Here is a 20,974-nt window from a genome sequence, read left to right as displayed (position 1 = left end):
ATACAGTTCATGTTCTATACAGTTCATGCTCTTCCCTGCGCTTATGAAATATCACTTCTTTAACCGCGCCGACCGGGCGAGAATTTCCTCGTATTCCGCCTCCCACTGCGCCCGCTCTGCCTCGTCGCCTTTTTGACGCGGTTGGGACAAGCGCCCCAGCAGATCGGCCAGACGGCATTCGAGCAGCAACCGTTCCGCAGTGACTTCCCTTTCATGGCGAAGGACGCCTTGGTCTTCTTTGGCGGTCTTGCTTCGAGGCGGCTGCGGCGGTTGGCAACGATAGAACGGCTCTGAAGACGGCGACGCTTGCGTTGCCCCAACCCGCCCGTCCTCGATCCGAATCACCTCATCGGCCACCTGCTGGACGAGCCGGCGGTCGTGAGAGACGAAGAGGATCGTCCCCGGGTACTCACGAAGCAGCGATTCCAACGCTTCGAGGGCGTCGATGTCGAGGTAGTTCGCCGGCTCGTCGAGAAGCAGCGCGTTGAAGTCCTGCACCAGGGTCATCGCCAGCGACAATTTGACTCGCTCCCCGCCGCTGAGCATGGCCACCTGCTTGTGCACATCGTCGCGGCGGAAGTTCAGCCGCGCCAGCAACGTCCGCACAAAGGACTCGGGCCGCTCGGAAACCGCCCGCAACGACTCCAGCACCGTCCGGTCCTCCCGTAGAAGGGCCAGTTTTTGATCGTAATAGCCGATGCGGGCCGCCGGATGGATGGTGATCCCCGGTTCCTGGTCCAGGATCATCTTGATCAGGGTCGTCTTTCCCGCGCCGTTGTCGCCGACGAGGGCGACCTTGCGCCCCCTCCGGATCTCAAAAGAGACATCATGAAAGAGCAAGCGCTCGCCGAACCGCTTACTCACCTTCTCCACCCGGATGGCGATCTTGCCGGGCAGTTGCCCTTCTCCCGGTCGATCAAAAAGGATCCCCGGCGCCGGCTCGGGCTTTTCTTTCTTCTCCAGCCGTTCGAGGCGGGATTCGATGGCCTTGGCGCCCCGGTCGAGCTTGGCCCGCTTGCTGTTGACGCCGCGCTTGTGAAGACGCGCCTCCGAATTGCCCATGCGGGTCGGCGTGGCGCGCATCTCCTTCCCCTGGCGGGACTTATCCCGCATGGCCGCCTCCAGGCGTTCCCGTTCCTCCACATATGCCTCATACTCGGCAAGCTGTTGCGCCGCCTCAAGCTGCTTTTGAGCGCGATAGGCCGAGTAGTTGCCGACAAAGAGGCGTAGGCGGCCCTTATCTATCTCCATGATGCGGTTGCACACCTGATCGAGCAGTTCCCGGTCATGGGAGACGAGCAGGAGGGCGCCGTCGTAATCGAGCAGGTGGGCCTCCAGAAGCTGCGTGCCCGCCAGATCGAGGTTGGCCGTCGGCTCGTCAGCGAGCAGGATCCCGGAGGCGCGCCCCAGGGCGCCGGCGATCTTGCGGCGGGTCAACTCCCCGCCGCTCAGTTGATTCGGATCACCCGCTTGGACATGAAACCGCTTCGCTTTGTCCGCCTGCTCCGGGCTCGAAAGATCCACTTCGGGAAAAGCGGGTCTTGGAAAGGGTTTCTGAGGGTCCGCGTCGATACCAGTGACATCCCCAACATCACTCTGCGCGAGTTGATCGATGACGGCGTTTTCCGCATACCGCCGGATCATACCTTCGTCAGGAAGCAATCTCCCCTCGATGAGCCGGAGGAAGGTGCTTTTCCCCGCCCCGTTGCGCCCCACGACGCCGATCCGGTCGCCCCGGTAGATCTTCAATTCGTCGACGGACAGGATCAAACGGTCGCCGAAATATTTCTTTACAGAACGAAGCTCTGCTGCGAGCATAAAAAAACCTCCCTTGGGAGTCCAAGAGAGGATGGCGCACTGATGATCCGTTTCTTTGCCCTCATGCATGCGTTCAAAAGAGACCCGACGTATTCCGTCGGGTTCCCTGAGATGACGAGGAGTGCAACTCACCTTCGACCGCTCCAGCGGAAGGGGCTGTCCGCCAAGGGGAATATGGACGATCCGCTGGAAAGACGTAGCGTCAATGAGTTACGGACAAAGGGCTGTTTGCCTGATCTGCGCGATTCCATCCTGTTCTTGACTCCGAGCTGATCGCATTCCACCTGGCCTGGGCAATAGGAATCCCAGACGGCCAAGGGGCCGTTTGCATTCGGAGATCAGTTGGAACAGGATTACTTGCGCATCTCTCACATACCTTGCCCTTTCTTCGAAGTTCACCTCAAGTGTAAAAGAGATCCTGCTGGAAGTCAACACCGCCGACCTGCCGCTCGCCGGTTGTCCCGGCGGATAAACTCCAGCAGGCGGGTCAACTCCAGCCGGCCGGTCAACTCTAGCAAGCAGGTCAACTCCTGCCGGCGCTTCGCAGCCGCATCTCTACGCCGGGCTACGGCTTCGCCCGGACGATGACCGCCCGCTTCGCGCCGTCCCACTCGACGGCGCCGCCGACAGCCTCGGTCACATAGCGGGCCGGGACCATCGTCCGCCCGCCGACGATCACAGGGGTGGTGTCAAAGCGCTTCCGCTCCCCCTTGATGACGGCGAAATGGCTGCTGACCGTAAAGAGGCTCTTTTGCCCCGCCTTCTCGACGGTGATCGTGCCACTGTCGCTGTTCCAGGCGACGGACGCGCCGAGGGCCTCCACGATCGCCCGCAAGGGGACCATCACCCGGTCATTGCGATCCAGGTAAGGGGCCGAATCAAAGGCCACCTCCCGGCCATCGACAATGACCCGGATCGGTTCAATCAGGCCGGGCGGCGGACCGGGCTGGTCTTCATAAATCAGATAGCGCTTGCGTTCTTCCCGGAAGGCCTCCAGGCCGGCCCGGTAGTTCTCCTCCATCTCCTGAGGCGACAAACCGGCCTCCAGCCAGATGCCCACCTTGTCGGTGCCCATGATCTTGTCGAACATGACCACCTTGTCGCCGCTTTTGGGCACAGGGAAATGGTTGAGGGAATGGGCGTAGGCCAGGGCGTAGATGCCTGTTTTGGCCGGGTTGAAGGTATGGTAGTCGGTGATCTGAAGCCGCACCCCGCCGGCGGAGCCGCGCGGGTCGGCGACGAAGGTCACGCCGGGCAGGCCGGCCCCGTTGAGCAACGCGGCATACCGGTCCGCATCGATGCCCTTGGAACCGATCCACTTAAAGTTCGATTGAAAGACACCGGTGCCTTCGCCGAGGCCGGTCGCCATATAGCCGAAAGCGGCGTCAAGGTCAACGATCATCGGCGAGGTGTTCACCCAGGGAAGGCCCGTATCCTGGAAGACCATGGCGCGATGCCAGCCGGCCATGGGCACGACGGTGAGCTTGGCGCCGATGTTGCGGTTGAAGTAGAGGGCCAGCTCGCCGGCGGTCATGCCGTGGGACATGGGCAGGTTGTCGACGCCGACAAAGGTCTTAAAGGGGTCCTCCAGGACCGGCCCGTCGGCGATGACGCCGCCGACAGGGTTGGGCCGGTCGAGGACGACGATCGGCTTGTTGTACTTTTGAGCGGCCACCATGCAGTAGTTCAGGGTCGACATGTATGTATAGGAGCGGGCACCGATATCCTGGATATCAAAGAGCAGCACGTCCACATCGCGCAGCATCTCTTCGGTGGGCATCCGCGTCGGACCGTAGAGGCTGTAGACGGGGATGTTCAAGGTGGGGTGTTGATAAGAGGCGACGTACTCACCCGCCTTGGCGGTCCCGTCAACGCCATGTTCAGGTCCGAAGAGCGCGACGAGCTTGATCGCCGGATCGCGGGCCAGCACATCGACGGTGCGCTCGCCTCGGCTGTTGATGCCTGTCTGGTTGGTGACGAGGCCGACCCGCTTGCCGACGATGACGTTGTGGTATGTACTCATCAGGCGTTCATTGCCCAAGGTGACGTTGGCCGCCTCAACGGGAGGGAGCGCCGGATAGGGCGAGAACAGGATAGAAGTGAGTCCGAGCAGCATGGCACAAAAAAGCAACCACCGTTTTTGCATGGCCTAACCTCTTTTCGACAAAATTTATTTCGCAACAAGGACGATTCGCCTTACATATCACCACCCGGCGGGACGATTGTATTCTATTTCTTCGACAAGCCCCCAGGGATCCCCTTTTTTGGTGCCCTGTTTTGGCGCGCAAAAAAAGCCGCCGGCGTTCAGCCGGCAGCTTTCCGTCAATGTCGTTTCAACTCAAGAGACTCGATTCTACCAGTCAAGAGACTCCGTTCTTCCAGTCGGAAAAACGCCATTCATCCAGGAGGCTCAGCGCAGGGGCAGTCCGCTTACTGCATCTTCTTGATTCCGTCGACGCCCACCTTGTCGGAACCCTTGGGCACGAAGGACTTGCAGCAGGTAGACATGCAATCATTGGCCGAGACGGCGCTCAATTGGGCCGCCATCATGGCGTCCATATTGTCGGGCTCGTTGGCGCCGAACTTGTCGCTGGCGACAAGGATCTCATTGGCGACACACTTGTTCCCCGTGGCATAGTAGTGGCAGTTGCTGATGATGCAGTGAATGTGCTGTTGCGGCATCCTCTTTCATCCTCCTTCTGCGTTTTTTTTAGTTTGCCCACGCAAAAGGAGACTATCCCTCGCCGGCTAGTCGGCCGACAAGGGGCGACCCCAACGCTCCATCAAAAACTGCACGAACCGCCAGACCGGCCCTGAAGGGAAATGCTCCGGCAGGAGCGCCTCCAGCCGGTGCACCTGGACCGAACCGGGCGGCTGGACCGCTTCGACGATGCATTCCACCTGCTCCGGCCCACCCTCGGCCAAGCCGGAGGCGTATTCCTCATAGATGTCCCAGAAACGCTGCGGCGCCCGGATATGCAGCCAGATATGACCGCTGATCGGTCCGGGCAGCGATTCACGGACCAACCAGTAGACGGCTGGCGCCGTTTCAGGGATCTCCAGATAGACCCAACTGCTATGGCGCCGTTCCTCGGAGGGCGCCTTCGCGGTCCGAGGTTCCAGGGTCATGAGCCCCTGGCGAAGGAGCTTCCAGCCGAGCGGTCCCGGCTCCAGGGGCCATAAATCCGGTTTGGAGTATTGCAGGGCCACATACATGGGCAACACCTCAACCGCTTCAGCCGGCAAATTCCTCACTCTTCCATTCCTGATTGTCGAGGGGATAGGCGACGACAAAGGTCGTCCCCGAATCGGCGGAGACGGTGAAGTGGATTCGCCCGTTCAGGTATCGCTCGGTCAACAGCTTCATGCTGTAGGTGCCGATCCCGCGGCCCTCCCCTTTGGTGGAAAAGGAGCGCTTGAAGACCTGGAGCTGCACCTCCCGCGTCATGGGAACGGGGTTGTTCACCCAGAACTCCACCCAATCGCCCACCTTCCGGCAGCCGGCTGTGATCACCGCGCCAGGCGGCGACGCCTCGACGGCGTTTTTCAGCATGTTTTTCAACACCCGGCGCAGCAGCACCGGCGAGCTAAGAAAGGTGGCGTTATCCGAGTTCCCCTCCATGCGGACAGCCCAGCGCCCGTACTGCTCATTGGCGATAAACTGCCGCACCAGCCCTTCGAGCAGTTCCCGCGAGCGGATATAGGCAGGGATCACCTTGAGCTCGTCGTTTTCGGCGGCGATCAGGTCGCGCTGCTCGGCGATCTCGTCGACAAGACCGCTGGCCACCGATTCGAGCGTGCCGAGGAGACTCCGGGCCTCTTCCACATCTTCCACTTCGCGGCCCAACTCCAGCAGTCCTTGCAGACCGCTGGCTGTGTTCATCACATCATGGAAAAAAATCCGTTCCAGCATCTTGCGCCGTTTTTCGTGACTGATGTCGGTCATCGTCACGATCGAGAAGATTTTTTCGTCCACCACAATGGGGTTGGCCAAAACGCGCACATCGAGGGCGCGGAAGGATTCGCCGGCACGGACCGATATCCGGCAGTCCCGGCAATCGAGTTTGCCGTCAAGGCCGTTCATGAGGGCAAAGAAGGCGCCACAGGTCCGGCAAGATTCGGTGGTGCCGCAACCGCCCGTCTCGTTCTGGGCGTGAATGCAGCGCAATACCTCGCCAGGGCGCACCCCCAGCACCTCGTCCATGTTGACATTGCCCAGCATATCGAAAAGCACCGAATTGGCAAAGATGATCTGCCGCTGCCGGTTGAGCACCATGGTGACATGAGGCAGGGCATTGAAGGCAACCCGTACGCCTTCGAGTTTTTCGATCAGGTTCGCCTGGGCTGCCACTTCGCAACGGCTCAATCGTTCGGATAGCACGTTTCCGCCGAATTCAATGGACAGCGCAGATGATGAATCCAACAAACCCCACCTCCTCTCAAGATCGCGATTTCAGCCCGGCAAAGCCCATGGGATGCCATCATCAGCCCGGCAGTGTCCAGAGGTCAATGGTCCCCATCGGGGGTCACTCATTTTCGTTAACGCTATGTTCACAGTCAATCTTTTCGCTTTCCAACCAAGCCATAATCTCCGGCGCTTTCTTGCGCATCAGCCGGAATTCCCCTTGCGGATAGCCGACGATCAACGGCGCCACCGCCTGACAGCCCTCGGGAACGCCCAACTTCGCCTTCACCACCGGGTCATTGAGCAGACCCAGAGCGAAGCCGATCCAGCATGAGCCAAGCCCCATGTCCCGCGCCGCCAGCATGATGTTCTGAGCCGCCAGGGCGCAGTCGATGGTCGGGTTGGGACCGGCCGGTTTGGCGTAAACGACGATCAGCGTCGAAGCATCATAAAAGATATTGTAGTCAGGATCGGTAAAGAGCGACCGGTACTTCTCAAAGAGCGGCCGCGTGTCACAGAGAGCGAGCATCATCGCCTTGGCCTGATCGGAATAGGCTTTGAGCCTGTCCTTGTCCTGGATGACGACAAAAGCCCAGGGCTGGCTGTTCATGGCGCTGGGCGCCTGCACCGCCGCCTCCAGCAAGGCCTGCACCTGTTCGCGCTCCACTTTTTGCTCGGCATATTTGCGCACCGACCGGCGCCCGTAGATGACCTCTCGCAATTCCATCGGAAACTCTCCCAACCATCATTTTTTTCGCGACGATTCGCTGCTATGTTTCTGATTCACGTGACTATCTTTATTTATCGTCGGTTGCGCCCTTCCACTTGATTCGTCCGGCTATCCGCCTTCATCTAACCGGCCAACTCCTGATCCCCCCGCGCCAGCGACGCGAAGGCGCCGGCGGCGGCCAGCAGCGCGCCGGCGAGAAAAGCCGTCCGCAAGCCGGCCATAAACCCGGCCACGCCGTCAACAGCCCCCGGCGCTGCATGGACGCCGGCCTGCCAGGTGACGAGGGCGCTGCTGACGGCGATGCCGAGGACCATGCCCACATTGCGCACCGTCGCCAGCACGCCGGAACCGATGCCGAGGCGGTGGCGGGGAACGCTCCCCATGACGGCGCTGTTGTTCGGCGCCATGAAGACGCCGGCGCCCAGGCCGAAGATGCTCAAGCGCCAGAGGATATCGACGGCCTCGGCGTCAGGGCGCAAGGTCGCCATGAGCAGCAGAGAGACAGCGACGAGCGACTGGCCGGCGAAGGCCAACCGCCGCGTCCCCAGCTTATCGGAGAGGGTTCCGCTCAGGGGCGACATGACGAGCATCAGCGCCGGCGACACGGTCAGGATCAGGCCGATCCGCCCAGGGGCATAGCCGAGCACCTGCTGCATGAAAAAGGGCAACAGAAACATCATGGACGATAAAGCCATGAAGTTCATCAGACCGGCGAAGTTGGCTGACAGAAAGACCCGGTTCTTGAAAAGGTCCAGATCGAGCATGGGCTGCTCCACCCGCCGCTCCCAGGCGACGAAGGAAAGGGCCCCGGCGATGAAGACCGTACTCAGCGTCAAAATGGGGGGTGACGTCCATCCCCATTCCTCGCCATAGCTGCCGGCCAGCAAGAAGGCGCCGAGGGTGAAAAAGCCGAGGGCCGCCCCGAGCAGATCGAAGGATTGGGGGCGGCGATCGCGGCGGTCAGGCACCATGCGCAGGCAGAGGAGAAAGCCGATCAGGCCAACGGGGATGTTGATCAGGAAGATGGCTTTCCAGCCGGCCCAGGTGAGGAGAAATCCCCCCAGGGTCGGACCGAGGGCCAGGCCGACGGCGACGACCATGCCGTTCGTCCCGAGGGCGCGGCCGCGCTCTTGCGGCGGGAAGACGGAGGCGATGATGGCGGGACCGACGGCCATGAACATGCCGGCCCCGACTGCCTGCAAGGCCCGGAAGGCGACGAGGGCCCAGATGGTGGGCGCCAGGGCGCAAAGGGCCGATGCGGCGGTGAAGATGGCGATGCCGACCAGCAAGATGCGCTTAAAGCCGTAGATGTCACCGAGCCGGCCGTAGGTCAGGATCAGGCTGCCCAGCACCAGCAGGTAGGACATGGTCACCCAACTGACTGTGTGCAGGCCCACCTGAAAGAACTGGCTGAAGGTGGGCAAGGCCACATTGACGACGCTGCCGTCGATGGGTCCCATCACACCGGCAGTCATGACGGAAAAGAGGATCAACCAGCGGCGAGGATCGGGAGCGGCAGCAGCTTGGTTCAAAAAGATACTCCCCCTCGTGAAGCGCGGCGTCTGGTGATAAATGGAGCAAGGGGTATGTTAGCACAATTATAACTGACTTCGCCGCTCGCACAAAACAAGAATCTGTGAGATCGGCCCGATCATCGCCACAAGCCCCCCGACACCGCCGTTTTGAGGTCGAACCAGCCGTAGATGGCAAATTCGAGCCCTTCGTCTAGCGCCGGTTGTCGACGACCGTTCCCTGCATCTTTTCATAAAAACGGCGATAGGGGTTGCCGGCCAGGGACCAGACTGTCGATGACGTCAGGCCGGCCTGGAGCAGCCGGTCAAAAGCCGCCGTCAGGAGCCGCCCGCCGACGCCTTTTCCCTGATGTTCCAGCAATACATAGAGCGAGTAGACTTCACCGGAAAAGGGCGCGATGTCAAACCGTTCGGGGCCGCCGGAGGCGAAGCCGGCGATCACACCCGCCATGTCTGGGGCAGTCGGTTGGCCCGGCAGGTCCGCAGCAAGCAATTCACCCGGCAAGTCCGCAGCAGGCGCGTCGCCGGCTTCTTTTAATTCGGCCACCAACAGGAAGGACTTGTCTTTGCGCTGATGGAGAAATTCCTGAAAGTACTTCTCCCTTCCTTCATAAGAAAAGGCGTCGATCATCTGATCAGGCATAATCCCCCGGTAGGTTGTCCGCCAGGTGTCGACGTTAATCCTGGCGATGGCGGAGGCATCTGCGGCAGTCGCTTCACGGACTAAGATAGGACCCATTCGACTCTCGCCCCGTTTCCCCATGATTTGCCGCTGCCGGCATCTTCATATGAAAAAAATCCCTATTCATCAGTATACGGGACAAGGGGCGACTTGGGATCACCATTTGGTTCACAATTCTTACAATTCAGCGCCCGCCGGGGCGCATCGGGCAAAAAAGAACCCCGCCGGCGAAGCCAGTGAGCGCCACCAGCAGGGTTCCCACGGGGTATCCGACGGGGTATTGCTCACTTGATAAACTGACGCAGGGCGGCGACGGCCGCCTCTCCCATTTTGGCGTAACCTGCCCGGTTCGGGTGGCAGTCGCCGGAGGCGAGTTCGGGGTGAAGGGAACGGCCATCGGGCGCAACGAGGGCGGGAAAGAAATCGATCACCGGCAGGGGCGTCGGCTGTATTAGGGCTTGGGTTGGGGTTGGGGTTGGGGCTTGCGCCGGCGCCTGCCCCGACACCTGCCCCGACACCTGCGCCTTCCACTGCCGCAAGGCTGGCGCGAGCATCTCGTCCAGGTGATCAAGCAGCAAGGCCCGAAACTCCAACAGGCGCGTCTGGAAAGGCTCATCGCTCATGGGGCCGGTCAGGCCGATGATGGGCAGGCAGCGGGCGATGAGGATCCGCTCGACCATGTCCTGATAGTGGCGCAGGCTCTTGGTCGGCGAGACCAGGTTGTAGGCGTCGTTGGCGCCGCCGGTGATGATGACGGCGGAACGGGGCTCCACATCGGGGAGGATGTTGATCAACTCGCGGCGCATGTCATCAGTCGTCGCGCCGTTCACACCGAGATTGACGACAGGGCGGGCCAGGGACCGCTCCACCATGGCTGTCCAGGAATCGTCCGGACCATAAGGGTATCCGAAGGTCAGGGAATCGCCGACGGCAAAAAGGGCCGCTGTTTCGTACATGACATTTTCCACCTCGCCATTATTATCAACCATCGACGTCCCCTTCTGCAACTGACCAGGCATTTATCAGAAATCCGAACACCGTTGAAGTCGAAGGCATGGAACCCACTTTTGGTTCAGACGAAAAAAGGCCCGGCGCTTGGCCGGACCGTCGCTGCGATCTAGATGTAGGAGTCGTAAAAACTCCCGGTGCCGAACATCTGGGGCATATAGAGACCGAGATTTGCGTTTTGCATATAGAGGCCATACTGCTGGCGCAGGAGGCTGTTCGCGCCGCCACCGCCATAACGGGCCGACGGAGCGGCCAGCGACGACGGAGACATGGCGGAGACACCCTGGGCAAACTGGCCCACCTTGTAGGCGAAGCCGCCGTAGCCGGCCAACGTCTGTTCGACGCGACTCGGGTTGTCGGCCAGGGTCTGCTTCAGCTTGTCGGCGTCGATCTTCAGCTTGTTGCCGGAGGTGACGGTGATGCCCATGTCTTTCAGCGCGTTGCGGCTGTCGGAGACAAAGCGCTCCATCCCGCGGCTCAAGGTGGAACTGAGCAAGCCGGCGTTTTTCTGGAGCACGTCGCCGGTGCTGTTGAAGGACTTGACGAAGCCGTTGATCTCGCCGGTGATGGCGCTCGCATCGTAGCCGACCTTCACCGCCACGTCGCTGACGGTCGTCCCTTTCAGGGTAAGGTTGACCTTGCCCCCGTCGAGCTTCACGTCGTTGCTCTGGCTCGTAAAGGCCGCGCCGTTGACCTTGTACTGGGCGTTCTGGGCCGCCGTCGTCTCGTTGCCGGCGCCGCTGGCTGTGGCCAGGTTGCCCACCGTGTCGGCCACAGTAAAGGTGTTGTCGGTGCCGGTCTTTTGCGCCGTCAGCTTGAGCTGGCTCTTCGTCACGCCGCCGGCGGTCGTGTCGACCACCTGGGCGGTGACGCCGAGGCCGGAGGCGTTGTTGATGGCGTTGGCCATCTTCGTCAGCACCGTCTTCGCATTGTCGCCGGCGCCCACGTCGACGGAGAGGCTCCTGCTGACGCCGTTGCCGGAGATGGTGAACTTGTTCGTCCCCGCCGCAAATCCGGCGTCGCCGGAAAGGGCGGTCGCCGTGAAGGCGTTGCCGGTGTTCTGCTGGGCCTTCGCCACTTGGCTGACGCCTACGTTGTAGGTGGCAAAGGCGGCGTTTTTAGCAGCCGTGCCCGCAACCGCGGCAGACCCGCCCGCATCGACGCTCCGCTGGTCAAAAACGTTCTCGCCGCCAGCGAGATCCTTCGCCTGCTTCGCCAGATCGACGAACTGGTCGCGGGCGCTCTGGACCGTCGAGAGGTAGCGATTCCGGTTCTCCAGCAGCGTCGAACCCGGCGTAACGGAAGGCACAAAGGGCGTGGCCGCAGGGGCAGAACTCGCGACCAGCGAGCTCACCAGCGATGTCCGGTAGGCGCCGATATACCGGCTATACCCGATGGAACTGATCGAACCAACCATGACGACACCTCCTTCGTGTCGCTTCCCCCTTAGGGAAAACGGTTGTTCGCCATGGTAAAACGAGGATAGATCTCTGCAAATTTATCCTCTCACAGGTTGAGCCGGCTGTCAATCACCGGCAAGGAAAAAGATGCCCTCCCTTCCCACTTTTTATATCGTCAATAAAGCAAACGGGAATGACGGTCTTGCACCCAGAAAAAGGGAGCGGATCGTTGAAAAATCCGCTCCGCGCTGGTGATTTCAGGGGTTTCCGTCTTTAGATTAAACAGTGATGTCAACTCTAGGGTATTGGCAGAATGTTTTTTAAGGGTTACGTCAGATAGAAGTAAAAGGTGTCTTTTTTGTACCTGTCCCGCTTAAGGGGACCGATGTTGGGGTGGTTGGGCTTGTAGTGCTCATAGAGGCGCTTCGCGTCTTCATAACCGGCTGTAACGCGCACATATCCCTTTCCATCTCGGGTGGTCGACTGTTCGTGAGGCGGGAGGTCAGGCTTCGATAAGGCGGACGATGGGGCGGGTTGGTTCTGTGCAGGCGCAGGAGATGGTGTGGGTTGAGGCTGTGCAGGTCCCGTAGTGGTCAAAGAGGCCGATTGTGCCAGAACTTGCGCCGGCGAGGCTTCCTGAAGAGATGACTCGGCAAGCGTCTGGGCAGGCGAAGCCACCTTGCCTGTCGCCGATTTAACCGCCGCAGGTGAAACAGTAACGGTTTCCATATCGTTCGCCGCGGAGGGTTCAGCGCTCGCCGTCGAAGAAGATTCACCGGCACTGCCCTGAGGAGCTTGGACCGGCTTCTCCGTCGTCGCGGCGATTTCGGCTTCCACGTCGATGGAGACGATAGCCTTGCTGGAAAAGGCTTTGGCGACTCGCGGATACTGCAGCAGGGTGACAATCTTCTCCACCTGAGACGGTGTCAGCAGTTCCTGCTCAAAGAGGCGGATGTAAGCGAGCAGTTCGCTTACGCCCTGGGTGATCGGCATGGAGCAGTCGTTCGCCTTCACCCATTTGGCGCATGTAAATACGACGACCGGGCGGACCCAGTCGGCCAAAGGATAGGGAATATTCATCAAGCCCGTATCCTGAAGCCATTTGCCAACCCGCTGGGCATGACGCCAGTTCTGCAAGGTAGGGCTGTCACACTTGACCCAGTTCTTACCCTCCCGCCGCTTCCAATGATCCTTGTGGGCCAGATAAGAACCTTCCCAGGCTTTCGTTTCGATTACGAAAAGACCCTGCGGTCCGACGGCGATATGATCGTTTTGGGCGAACACCTCCGGGTCGGGTTCAACGACCACATCGTTCATCACCACCCAGTTGTCGGGCAGGCCTTTTTTCAGGGCTCTTGCCACTTCCGATTCCCCATCGTCGCCTTTGTTCTCCCGCTTGGCTTGCTCTACGTTAAAAACGAGACCGGCAAGCGGTTTGACAAACCAAGACACCAAGGGAGAAAGGTCTTCATCTATGCTTTTCTTCATGGCGTCCTTTTTTTCTTTTATCTTCTGATCGATACGCCGTTGAAACTCCCTTTTCAACACTTCATCCTGTTCCACCACGCGCGCCATTGGCTCGTCTCCCCTTTGCATCGAAACTTTACGGTTACGGCTTCCTCGCTTGCTTCCATCGAGCATCCCATTGAAAAAGAAAAACCTGCCGACAAACCCGATAAAGCGGCAGGTTTTTTAACTATGCTTTTTTCGCCGTCAGGGGGCATAACCCTTTGTTGGAAAATGTCGATTTATGACAAGTGTCAATCTTCCACCCGGATTAAGACGATTTTTTCCCGAAAAGCGCCCCGTTCCTGTCGCTTCTGATCGGCCAAGGCCTCGATTTCCGACCAGGAGAGCCCATCGGCCCCGGCCAGTGCCACCAAGACCTCCAGGATATCGGCCAGTTCCTCCGGATTACCCGAGTCAAGATATTCCTGCATCTCCTCCTGAAGCTTTTCGAGGAGCAGTTGGCGATACTCGGCGTCGTCAGCAATGCGCATTTCCGGGTACTTGCCGGCGCGGAGGATGATCTGGGGGATGAGGTCGCGGACGAGTTTGTTATGGGAAACAATAGCCATGGTGCGCGCTCCTTTCTTCTCCTGCTGGCTCTTCCCTCACACGTTAACCCTGAGGGACGACCCGCCGCGCGTAATAATCATCGATCTGCCACTGGGCCTCACGTAGGAGCATCTCTTTGTCGCTTGCAGTGAGCTTGGCCCATAGGGAGGGATGCCACTCCACTTCCGTCAATTCGCGGCAGCGGCGGAAGTATCCTTTCCGTTCAAACTTCTCGAAGGGCATTTCGAACAAGACGGCACGGATATTGTCGCTCGTCAGATCACGCACGCGGGCCATCTTCGCCTTGGGCGCTTCAACAGGCAATCCCCGCTCATCCCGTTCTCGATAAAAGCGGGCAAAGCGTTCCACTAGGCCGTCGACACGGACGCGCCCCTCTGCATCGGCCAGTTCCAGCATGGCCGTCAACAAGACCGGCTTATAGGAGAAGACCATATCGGCCTGGCGCACAAAGAGAAAAAACTCATCGTAAATCGGAAGTCTTGGCGGCGTATTCGTCGAACGCCGGATCTCCTCGGCCCGGTCAGGCTCGAAGTAGTAATAAGTCCGCTTGCCGAGAGGTACGGCATGATCGGCCTGGACCTTGCCCTTTTTCACCCAGTTGATCACCGTATCGTCCGATACGCCCAGTTCCATCGCCAGGCGGCGGTGGCTCCACATATGTTCGATGGCGTCCTGCCAGTCAAAGAGATCCACCACTTCGATGTCTTTCAGCCAAAGGTGCAGATGGGCCAGCGCCTCAGGCAGTTCCCGGCTGAGCCGGGACGCCTCCCAGGCCGCCTGCTCTTCGGCGATCTGTTTGGCTGGCGCCAGGGCCAGCCGACCGGCCATATACTCGCGAATCTTAAACAGGCGGTGCAGGTTCAACCCCTGGTTGTAACGGTTTCCGTTGTCGACGAAATCGACTACCAGCAGCGATTCTTTTCCGGGGGCTTTGCGGGTGCCCCGCCCCAACTGCTGGAGGTAGATCACCTTGGAGAGCGTCGGACGGGCCATGAACAGGACCCGCGTCTCCGGGCTGTCCCAGCCTTCATTGAGGATATCACAGGCGCAGAGCACCCGGATAGCGCCTGCAGCGTAATCGGCAAGAATCTGCTGTCGTTCCGTCCGGCCTTGCCGGCCCGACACTGCACGGGCCGGGACTCCTTCGGCGCAAAACAGTTCTGCCAAGCTTTCGGCATGGGCCACATTGACGCAAAAGACAACGGTCCGCTCCCCCGGCGTCAGTTCCAGATAGGCCTGCACAATCAAGCGGTCACGCTCGGGGATGCGCAGTTTCTCCTCCAGGTCTTTTGCCTGATAGCGAAATCCGTTGACGCGCACTGAGGACAGATCGACGTTGGTTTTGACGCGAACGCAGCGGATGGGAACCAGTTCCCCCATCTCGATGGCCATTTTCAGATCCATGCGGTGGGCCACATGCTGAAAGATATCGAGGAGCGACTGGCCGTCCATCCGTTCCGGCGTCGCCGTCAGCCCAAGCATGAACCGGGTTTTGAAGTAGCCGATGACTTCCTTGTATGTACGGGAGGCGGCGTGATGGGCTTCATCGATGACGAGATAGCCGAACTGTTCGGGTGAAAAAGAGAAAAGGTTGCGACTCACGTATTGGACGCTGCTGACGAGCACCTCTACCGGAGGAGAGATGTTCTCTTCACCCTCGACAACAACGGGGGCGCCTGCCCTTTTGCTTCCTTCCGAACTTTCTGTTGTTTTACTGAGGCTGCGGCGTCCATCGCCGTCCTCTATCGTCACCAACGCCTCCGGCCAGAGACGGGCAAAGGTGCGGGCGGCCTGCTCGACCAGTTCACGGGTGTGGGCCAGAAATAGAACCGGAAGCCCGCTGCGCTTGGCGTCCAAAACCGCCGTTGTCGTCTTTCCCGTTCCGGTGGCGTGTGTCAGCAGGGCGATGGTTTTCCCTTCCTGGCGTAGCCGGGCCAATTCATCCAAAGCAGCAGCCTGATGTTCGCGCAGTTCTAAATCCCCTGAGGTCACTTCGCCAGTCCGCTGCAAGGGCAGAAACTCCGCCCACAACTGGAGCAACGGGTTGTGTCCAAGGAACTGCACCAGCTCGCTTTTCACCTGTTCCCGACTTTGGGACAATTGCCGGTAGGCCCAACGATAGACGGTCCAACCCTGGTAGACGAGGCTGTTCTGACGGATCAGATCGTCGATAAACTTGTCTTTCGCCACCTGCAATGGATCATGATAACGCTGTCCGTCGATCTCCAGGGCAAACTTGTCCACACCGCTCATCAGCGCGTAGTCAATGCGCCTTGGATAACCGTAGATGTCCTCGAAGGCGTACTCGGGGACAAGGTATTGGAGTTTGTCGAGGCCGAAGGTTTCGGCGAAGAGTTCGAAGAAGAGGTCTTCTGAGTTCTTCATTTTTCTTTCTGACATGTTCTTACGTTCCTCAATATTTAAAAAATCAATCCACAAATTTGGTAATTGGTCAATTCGTGAAATAAACGAACATCTAGCCAATCATATCGACCTAAGCCATTTTTCAATATGGGCTCTTCTAGAAAAGGTTTTCCCTAATGGATGCTAACTCCTTAGTAGATGCAACCGTTTCCTTTCCCTTCGAACTAATCGTAATCATTTCAAATAGATGACATTTCCTATTCGCATCCAAATCCAATAAACCCCACCCTCCCTGTCCATTGAAACAGCTAAGACAAAGCAGTCCAGCGCGTTGGCTGAACTGCTTCCCTGTAATTGTTTTTGAATAAGGATAGTTGTATACTAACTAACCAATAATCTGTCTAGAAATCCGGTCGCGCAGGTTAAAAGGTCGTTCAAGATATCGTGAACCATCCCGTGTAAGAGTACAACCTGCAACGGACACATTTACTAATCCTAGTCTTATAAGGTACTCAATCTGTTCGACAAAGTCACCTTTGTTCGAAATTCCCAATGCTTGTTGAAGACGTTCACGAGAAGTTGCCCCTTGTCTACGCAGATAGCCAAGGCAATTTAAATCAAGCGCGTCTAAACCGTTAAAATCTATACCTTTTTCTTCAAACCATTGAGATACCGTTTCGGGAGTAAGTGACTGTGCAATTCGATAATAATCTACTGTTTCCTCTGTTCCTTCATGTGTTATCCCAAAGAAATAGGGAATCATTTCGTATTTAAGAACTCTTACGGCCCGACGAGGTTGACAACGTTTCCGAGCAGCAATTTCGATGCAAACTTGACGTGGTAGTTCATATCCCCCAAGGCATTCCTTCCCATGTAACCAAACGATTCCGATTCCTGCGAGTTCATGTAAAGAGTACGGAGGAAGATATATTTTATCTGGTCTACTATTAAAAGCTTCGGATAGTTTTCCAGAGTCTGTAGTGGCTAACATGATAATTACATTGCCGAAGTCATAATTTGTTCCTTCAATAGTTGTAATTCGAGCGTCATCCATTGCACTTAATAAGGCAGTAGCAACCACGGGGGATATCGCATGTACTTCATCTATAAATATCAAACATTTTTCGATCCGTACATTTCCATGCGAAGTTTTGGGTATTTTTTTCTTCTCTTGAAGTCTTGATATTATCATTTTCGGGTGGCGAAGGTCTGCACCGTTAAACAGCAGCTCCTCCTCGTTCAAAAGTTTTCTAGCAACTGCACGTACTAAACTACTTTTTCCTACTCCTGCTGGACCAACCAACAATTTGTCCGAAAACCTATGACCTGATACACGAGCAAAATTAACTTGATTTATAAGTTGTTGAACGGCTTGATCTTGTCCAATCATCCCAAGCGCGTTAACTTGGGGAGGCCAAGGTAATTCTACCTTTTCATTAGAATTTAACTGTTGAGTAGCTTGTATTGGTTGAGTTATGTTGTACGATGATTTCTGCTCTGCAACATTCTCTGTTACATTCTTTCCTTGTACATTAGAAATAGGCAAGATTTCTTCGACTGAATTTGAATATTCATCAGAGGGAAGCGTTGAAGAGCTCGGGTATTGGAGAACCTCACTTTTTGGGTTGGTTAATGGAGAAGATACAATGGAGGTGTCAACTATTTTCTCCACATTACCACTAACACCTTCAATTAAATCCTGCAACCTACTCTCTGTAAGATTTCTGGCTTTTATAAGAAAAGGTTCTGCTGTTATAACAGTCTCTTGTAGGTTATCATTACTACCTAGCAGAACACGGACAACTTCTCCTTGGAATGTAATTGGAACAGTCTCACCATCTTCACGAAAAAGTGACCGTAATAAAGTACCCCAGCGGCTTCTTAGTTCCGCATCAAAAGATCGTGATTGACATGCCGAAACAAAGACTTCCTTAAGCATCTCACAGCGAGGTGCTGACAAAGGGTCTTCCCCAGCAGTGTTGTCTGGAAGAGCTTTGGCACATGCATCTAAGGTTGCAGTAATTTGATCACATGCATGACTAATTATCTGCCCTTCGTCTGATATAGAGCGACTTTCAGTAGTTTTAACCTCTATACATTCTATAACGAAAGAACTACCCTCTCTTCGGACTGCCATTAAAACTTAATAGTCCAGCATCCCACATGTTCATGTACAAATTATAGAAACGTTCCCTTTGTCGGTTAAAACTGTTTTTACTCGTAGTACGAAGTCGCAAGTTTTTTCTACCTAAAAAATCCATGACAAGAAGCGGACTATTTTGTCCTATCTCTGATACCTTTTGCAGGTAAATAAATAACCAAATGCATAAGCCGAGAACAAGACTTCTTAACATAGTCTGATTGGAGGCATTATCCTTAAGATTTTCACAAAGGGTTGCAATCGCTTGGGTTTGTGCTTTCATTAGGCACGATAGTGTTTGCAATCTTTCTTCACTTAATTCCCCAAGTTTGACTGGGTATGGATTATCCCATAAAAAGGATACTTCATCTAGCAATGGAGTAATAATACGATCTAATGTAGATTCCTTACATGCTATACATTCCTGGGCAAAGTTCAGTATTTTTTCACCATCATCACCAGAATTTTTAAGCACTTGATAAACGAAATATCCAGCGAAACCATCTAACCGTTTTTGGGAGGTTAATACTCTATCAGAAATTACAGTATAATCATTCCCAAAAGAAGGTGAATATGGTTTGTATGTTGCAAAGACAGCATCATCGTTATCGATTATACTATTAATCTGCAAACGTAACAATTTAAGACTTCTTTCATTCAAATCTGTTCCAACACAATCTAAATCTTTTAATATTTGAAGTAGGTTTTCGTTAGTATAATCTCCCCTTAATCCACTTTTGTGTTTTATGACGGCAACCTTATTGAGCATTTCTAAAGTATAATACCGTCCCATTAAAGATAAAAAGAACCCCGTAGCAAAATGAACTGGTTTCATTCTCATTGGTTCATACCCAAGAGCTTCGAAATGAATCTTTTGTTTGTCTACTGGTATATTACTCATGAAGGGTCACCGCCATATATTTTTTCCAATCAGCGGAAAGCTGAATGCGACTAACTACTTGATGTTCGGCATTAAAGGTAATAAATACCCGTTCTTGTTTAATGTTTAAAGCATGTAATTTTTCTAAAAAAACATCAAGGGTATTAGCATCTTTTTCCGGAACGAGATGTCTAGGTAATCCATTACGAATTTTAATTAGGGTACTATATAGCGAATAGTCAATTTTTAGATTTACAATCTGGTTTTGATATTCAAATCGTAACAGAAAATGATCAGGTACATAATCAATAGCGCATGAAAGACGGCGGGGTAACCGTGGCTTTAGAATTTGAAATTGTCCCGATGGAATAGATTGATTTGCTACGTATGAGCGAGTCGGCTTTTCATGAAAACGATGACCGATCCAAAGGTACAGTGCGTCTTTCATACCATTAAACCTTAACGGACAGTAGCTTAAGTTTATAGTCTCGATAAGCTCCTTTTTTATTGTTTCATCCGGACTGTCAATATCTTCGAGTAATAACTTAAAATTACGAGCTGCATCATCTTCAAGTTCAAATACTTTGTCCCCATGAACGTGTTCAAAATAGAATAATCTTTTTATAATCTTGAACCGTTCAATCATATCACGATTTAAACTTACCAACGGTTCTTGATTTTCAACTACCCAATCAGTAGATTTTGTCCCCGACGGTGTCTCTAATAATCTGTCCCATTGGGGGTGACTAAACGAACAAGGGTCGCAGTACTTCTTAAGTGCCTGCGGGAGAGAAAAACGTCCATCTGTTTCGAAAAGTCTCTCTGAGTACCAACTTCCTGGAGAACGAGGAATAAGATTTCTCGAGTTTTTGGAGAAAAATATTCGAGCTATAATGATCCAAAGTTCCCTTATAGGTGCTCGATGACCACGAATAACGAGTCGATAAAATAGATTAAGAAACCGTCTTCGAACGATTGGATGGGAAAGGTGCTTAAAGTTGTTGCTAAATATTGGGTCTATTCCCGCACTGGCAAAATCAACCAAATCAGGATTGTCCAATATGCGTTCGAGCATTTTTGATACAAAATCAGGAACAAGCGGATTACGAATGCTCAAATCTATGACTATTACTTTTCCCTTCGCATCTTCATGTTCCAATTCAGGACCATAAGCAAAACGTTGACGACATTGTCTGTCAACTTCCGCCAATTGCGGAATCAAGTGTTTTCCTTTGGTTCGAAGTTCATATAAAGGATACTCATTTGCCGCTAAACAGTATGGTCTTCCAGTTGCTAATGCTTGACGCCATTCATCTACAATTGGTTTTACATCATTATGTCGAATAACTGCCGTTGCATCGGTTTGTATGACTGCATCAAATTTTAAGAGTTCGTTTTCCAGTCGACGAAGAATATGTGTTTTTCCATCTCCGGCGTTACCCGTTAATATTATGCTAAAGCCGTTCTTAACTTTTTCAATTATGAAAGCTTCTAAATTTTGTTCAACATGTAGTTTCTGAATATCTGCTTCTGATAATTCATCGGCGCAAACTACTGGACCTGCAACAGCTAAAGACTGCCAAAATTCAATTTCTTTAGTAGTTCTTTCATTTTCCTGAAGTTCAGTAGATTTCATAAACGAAGCATCACCGTCCTCGTTGAAGCGTTCAGGAGAATTTACCGGTAATTGTTCGGAAAGCGCCCAACTATTAGTAGTGGCTAACTTGGTTAAAGTATCGGTATTATTCAATCTACTATCTAACCATCTTTTACACCAATAATTAGCTATACGCCCAGTTGCCTCTCTATACTTTTTTGGCATAATAATATACTCCGGTAATTTAACTGATTCGCCCCGTAAGAAATCTAAAGCTTCATTGCATAAAAGTGCTGCATATATTAATCGGTGCTGATTATGTCGCATTAACGCTTCGGG

16 protein-coding genes are annotated in these 20,974 nt (G+C 54.8%); all 16 read right to left on the bottom strand.

All coding sequences use genetic code 11. The features are described from left to right. Nucleotides 1–51 precede the first annotated feature (51 nt). The 16 genes from abc-f to AC0CW1_RS14545 all read right to left on the bottom strand — a co-directional run bounded on the left by abc-f (nt 52) and on the right by AC0CW1_RS14545 (nt 20,860). Nucleotides 52–1,818, bottom strand: coding sequence for a ribosomal protection-like ABC-F family protein (gene abc-f, locus AC0CW1_RS14620; protein WP_488183737.1), 1,767 nt, complete (start codon nt 1,816–1,818; stop codon nt 52–54). A gap of 565 nt (nt 1,819–2,383) precedes the next feature. Continuing rightward, entirely contained in the window at nt 2,384–3,964 is a 1,581-nt protein-coding gene (locus AC0CW1_RS14615; protein ID WP_488183736.1) for an exo-beta-N-acetylmuramidase NamZ domain-containing protein, read from the bottom strand. Nucleotides 3,965–4,248: 284 nt separating this feature from the next. Further along, nucleotides 4,249–4,500 (bottom strand): DUF1540 domain-containing protein, encoded by a 252-nt coding sequence (locus tag AC0CW1_RS14610; protein ID WP_488183735.1) that lies wholly within the window; start codon nt 4,498–4,500, stop codon nt 4,249–4,251. Between the two features lie 66 nt (nt 4,501–4,566). Further along, nucleotides 4,567–5,073: a hypothetical protein gene (locus tag AC0CW1_RS14605; RefSeq protein WP_488183734.1), complete on the bottom strand. Its 507-nt coding sequence runs from the start codon at nt 5,071–5,073 to the stop codon at nt 4,567–4,569. After that, a complete protein-coding gene (locus AC0CW1_RS14600; protein WP_488183733.1) occupies nt 5,054–6,241 on the bottom strand; it encodes a sensor histidine kinase in 1,188 nt (395 codons plus the stop codon). Before AC0CW1_RS14600 ends, AC0CW1_RS14605 begins: the two co-directional genes overlap by 20 nt. 103 nt (nt 6,242–6,344) lie before the next feature. Next, entirely contained in the window at nt 6,345–6,950 is a 606-nt protein-coding gene (locus AC0CW1_RS14595) for a nitroreductase family protein (protein ID WP_488183732.1), read from the bottom strand. A gap of 125 nt (nt 6,951–7,075) precedes the next feature. Continuing rightward, complete coding sequence (locus AC0CW1_RS14590) at nt 7,076–8,485, bottom strand: DHA2 family efflux MFS transporter permease subunit (RefSeq protein WP_488183731.1); 1,410 nt, start codon at nt 8,483–8,485, stop codon at nt 7,076–7,078. A gap of 193 nt (nt 8,486–8,678) precedes the next feature. Then, a complete protein-coding gene (locus tag AC0CW1_RS14585; protein WP_488183730.1) occupies nt 8,679–9,224 on the bottom strand; it encodes a GNAT family N-acetyltransferase in 546 nt (181 codons plus the stop codon). A 227-nt stretch (nt 9,225–9,451) separates the two neighbouring features. Beyond that, the gene (locus AC0CW1_RS14580) at nt 9,452–10,156 is read right to left on the bottom strand and encodes a GDSL-type esterase/lipase family protein (protein ID WP_488183729.1); all 705 of its coding nucleotides are present in this window, start codon (nt 10,154–10,156) and stop codon (nt 9,452–9,454) included. Between the two features lie 128 nt (nt 10,157–10,284). Further along, nucleotides 10,285–11,592: a flagellar filament capping protein FliD gene (fliD, locus tag AC0CW1_RS14575; protein WP_488183728.1), complete on the bottom strand. Its 1,308-nt coding sequence runs from the start codon at nt 11,590–11,592 to the stop codon at nt 10,285–10,287. A 310-nt stretch (nt 11,593–11,902) separates the two neighbouring features. Further along, on the bottom strand, nt 11,903–13,150 hold the full coding sequence (locus AC0CW1_RS14570) for a nuclease-related domain-containing protein (protein ID WP_488183727.1): 1,248 nt from the start codon (nt 13,148–13,150) through the stop codon (nt 11,903–11,905). 185 nt (nt 13,151–13,335) lie between these two features. After that, the gene (locus tag AC0CW1_RS14565) at nt 13,336–13,653 is read right to left on the bottom strand and encodes a phosphoribosyl-ATP pyrophosphohydrolase (RefSeq protein WP_488183726.1); all 318 of its coding nucleotides are present in this window, start codon (nt 13,651–13,653) and stop codon (nt 13,336–13,338) included. A 43-nt stretch (nt 13,654–13,696) separates the two neighbouring features. After that, nucleotides 13,697–16,054 carry a DEAD/DEAH box helicase family protein gene (locus AC0CW1_RS14560; RefSeq protein WP_488183725.1) on the bottom strand — a complete coding sequence of 786 codons (2,358 nt, stop codon included), beginning with the start codon at nt 16,052–16,054 and terminating at the stop codon, nt 13,697–13,699. A 349-nt stretch (nt 16,055–16,403) separates the two neighbouring features. Beyond that, the gene (locus AC0CW1_RS14555) at nt 16,404–17,978 is read right to left on the bottom strand and encodes an AAA family ATPase (protein ID WP_488183724.1); all 1,575 of its coding nucleotides are present in this window, start codon (nt 17,976–17,978) and stop codon (nt 16,404–16,406) included. A gap of 154 nt (nt 17,979–18,132) precedes the next feature. Next, nucleotides 18,133–19,059: a hypothetical protein gene (locus AC0CW1_RS14550; protein ID WP_488183723.1), complete on the bottom strand. Its 927-nt coding sequence runs from the start codon at nt 19,057–19,059 to the stop codon at nt 18,133–18,135. Beyond that, nucleotides 19,052–20,860: a hypothetical protein gene (locus tag AC0CW1_RS14545; protein WP_488183722.1), complete on the bottom strand. Its 1,809-nt coding sequence runs from the start codon at nt 20,858–20,860 to the stop codon at nt 19,052–19,054. The genes AC0CW1_RS14550 and AC0CW1_RS14545 overlap by 8 nt, the downstream gene beginning before the upstream one ends. Nucleotides 20,861–20,974: the final 114 nt, after the last annotated feature.

Source organism: Heliomicrobium sulfidophilum, from assembly GCF_057715735.1.
Note: the sequence above shows the minus strand (reverse complement) of the source record. Positions and strands in the feature narration are given on the sequence as shown.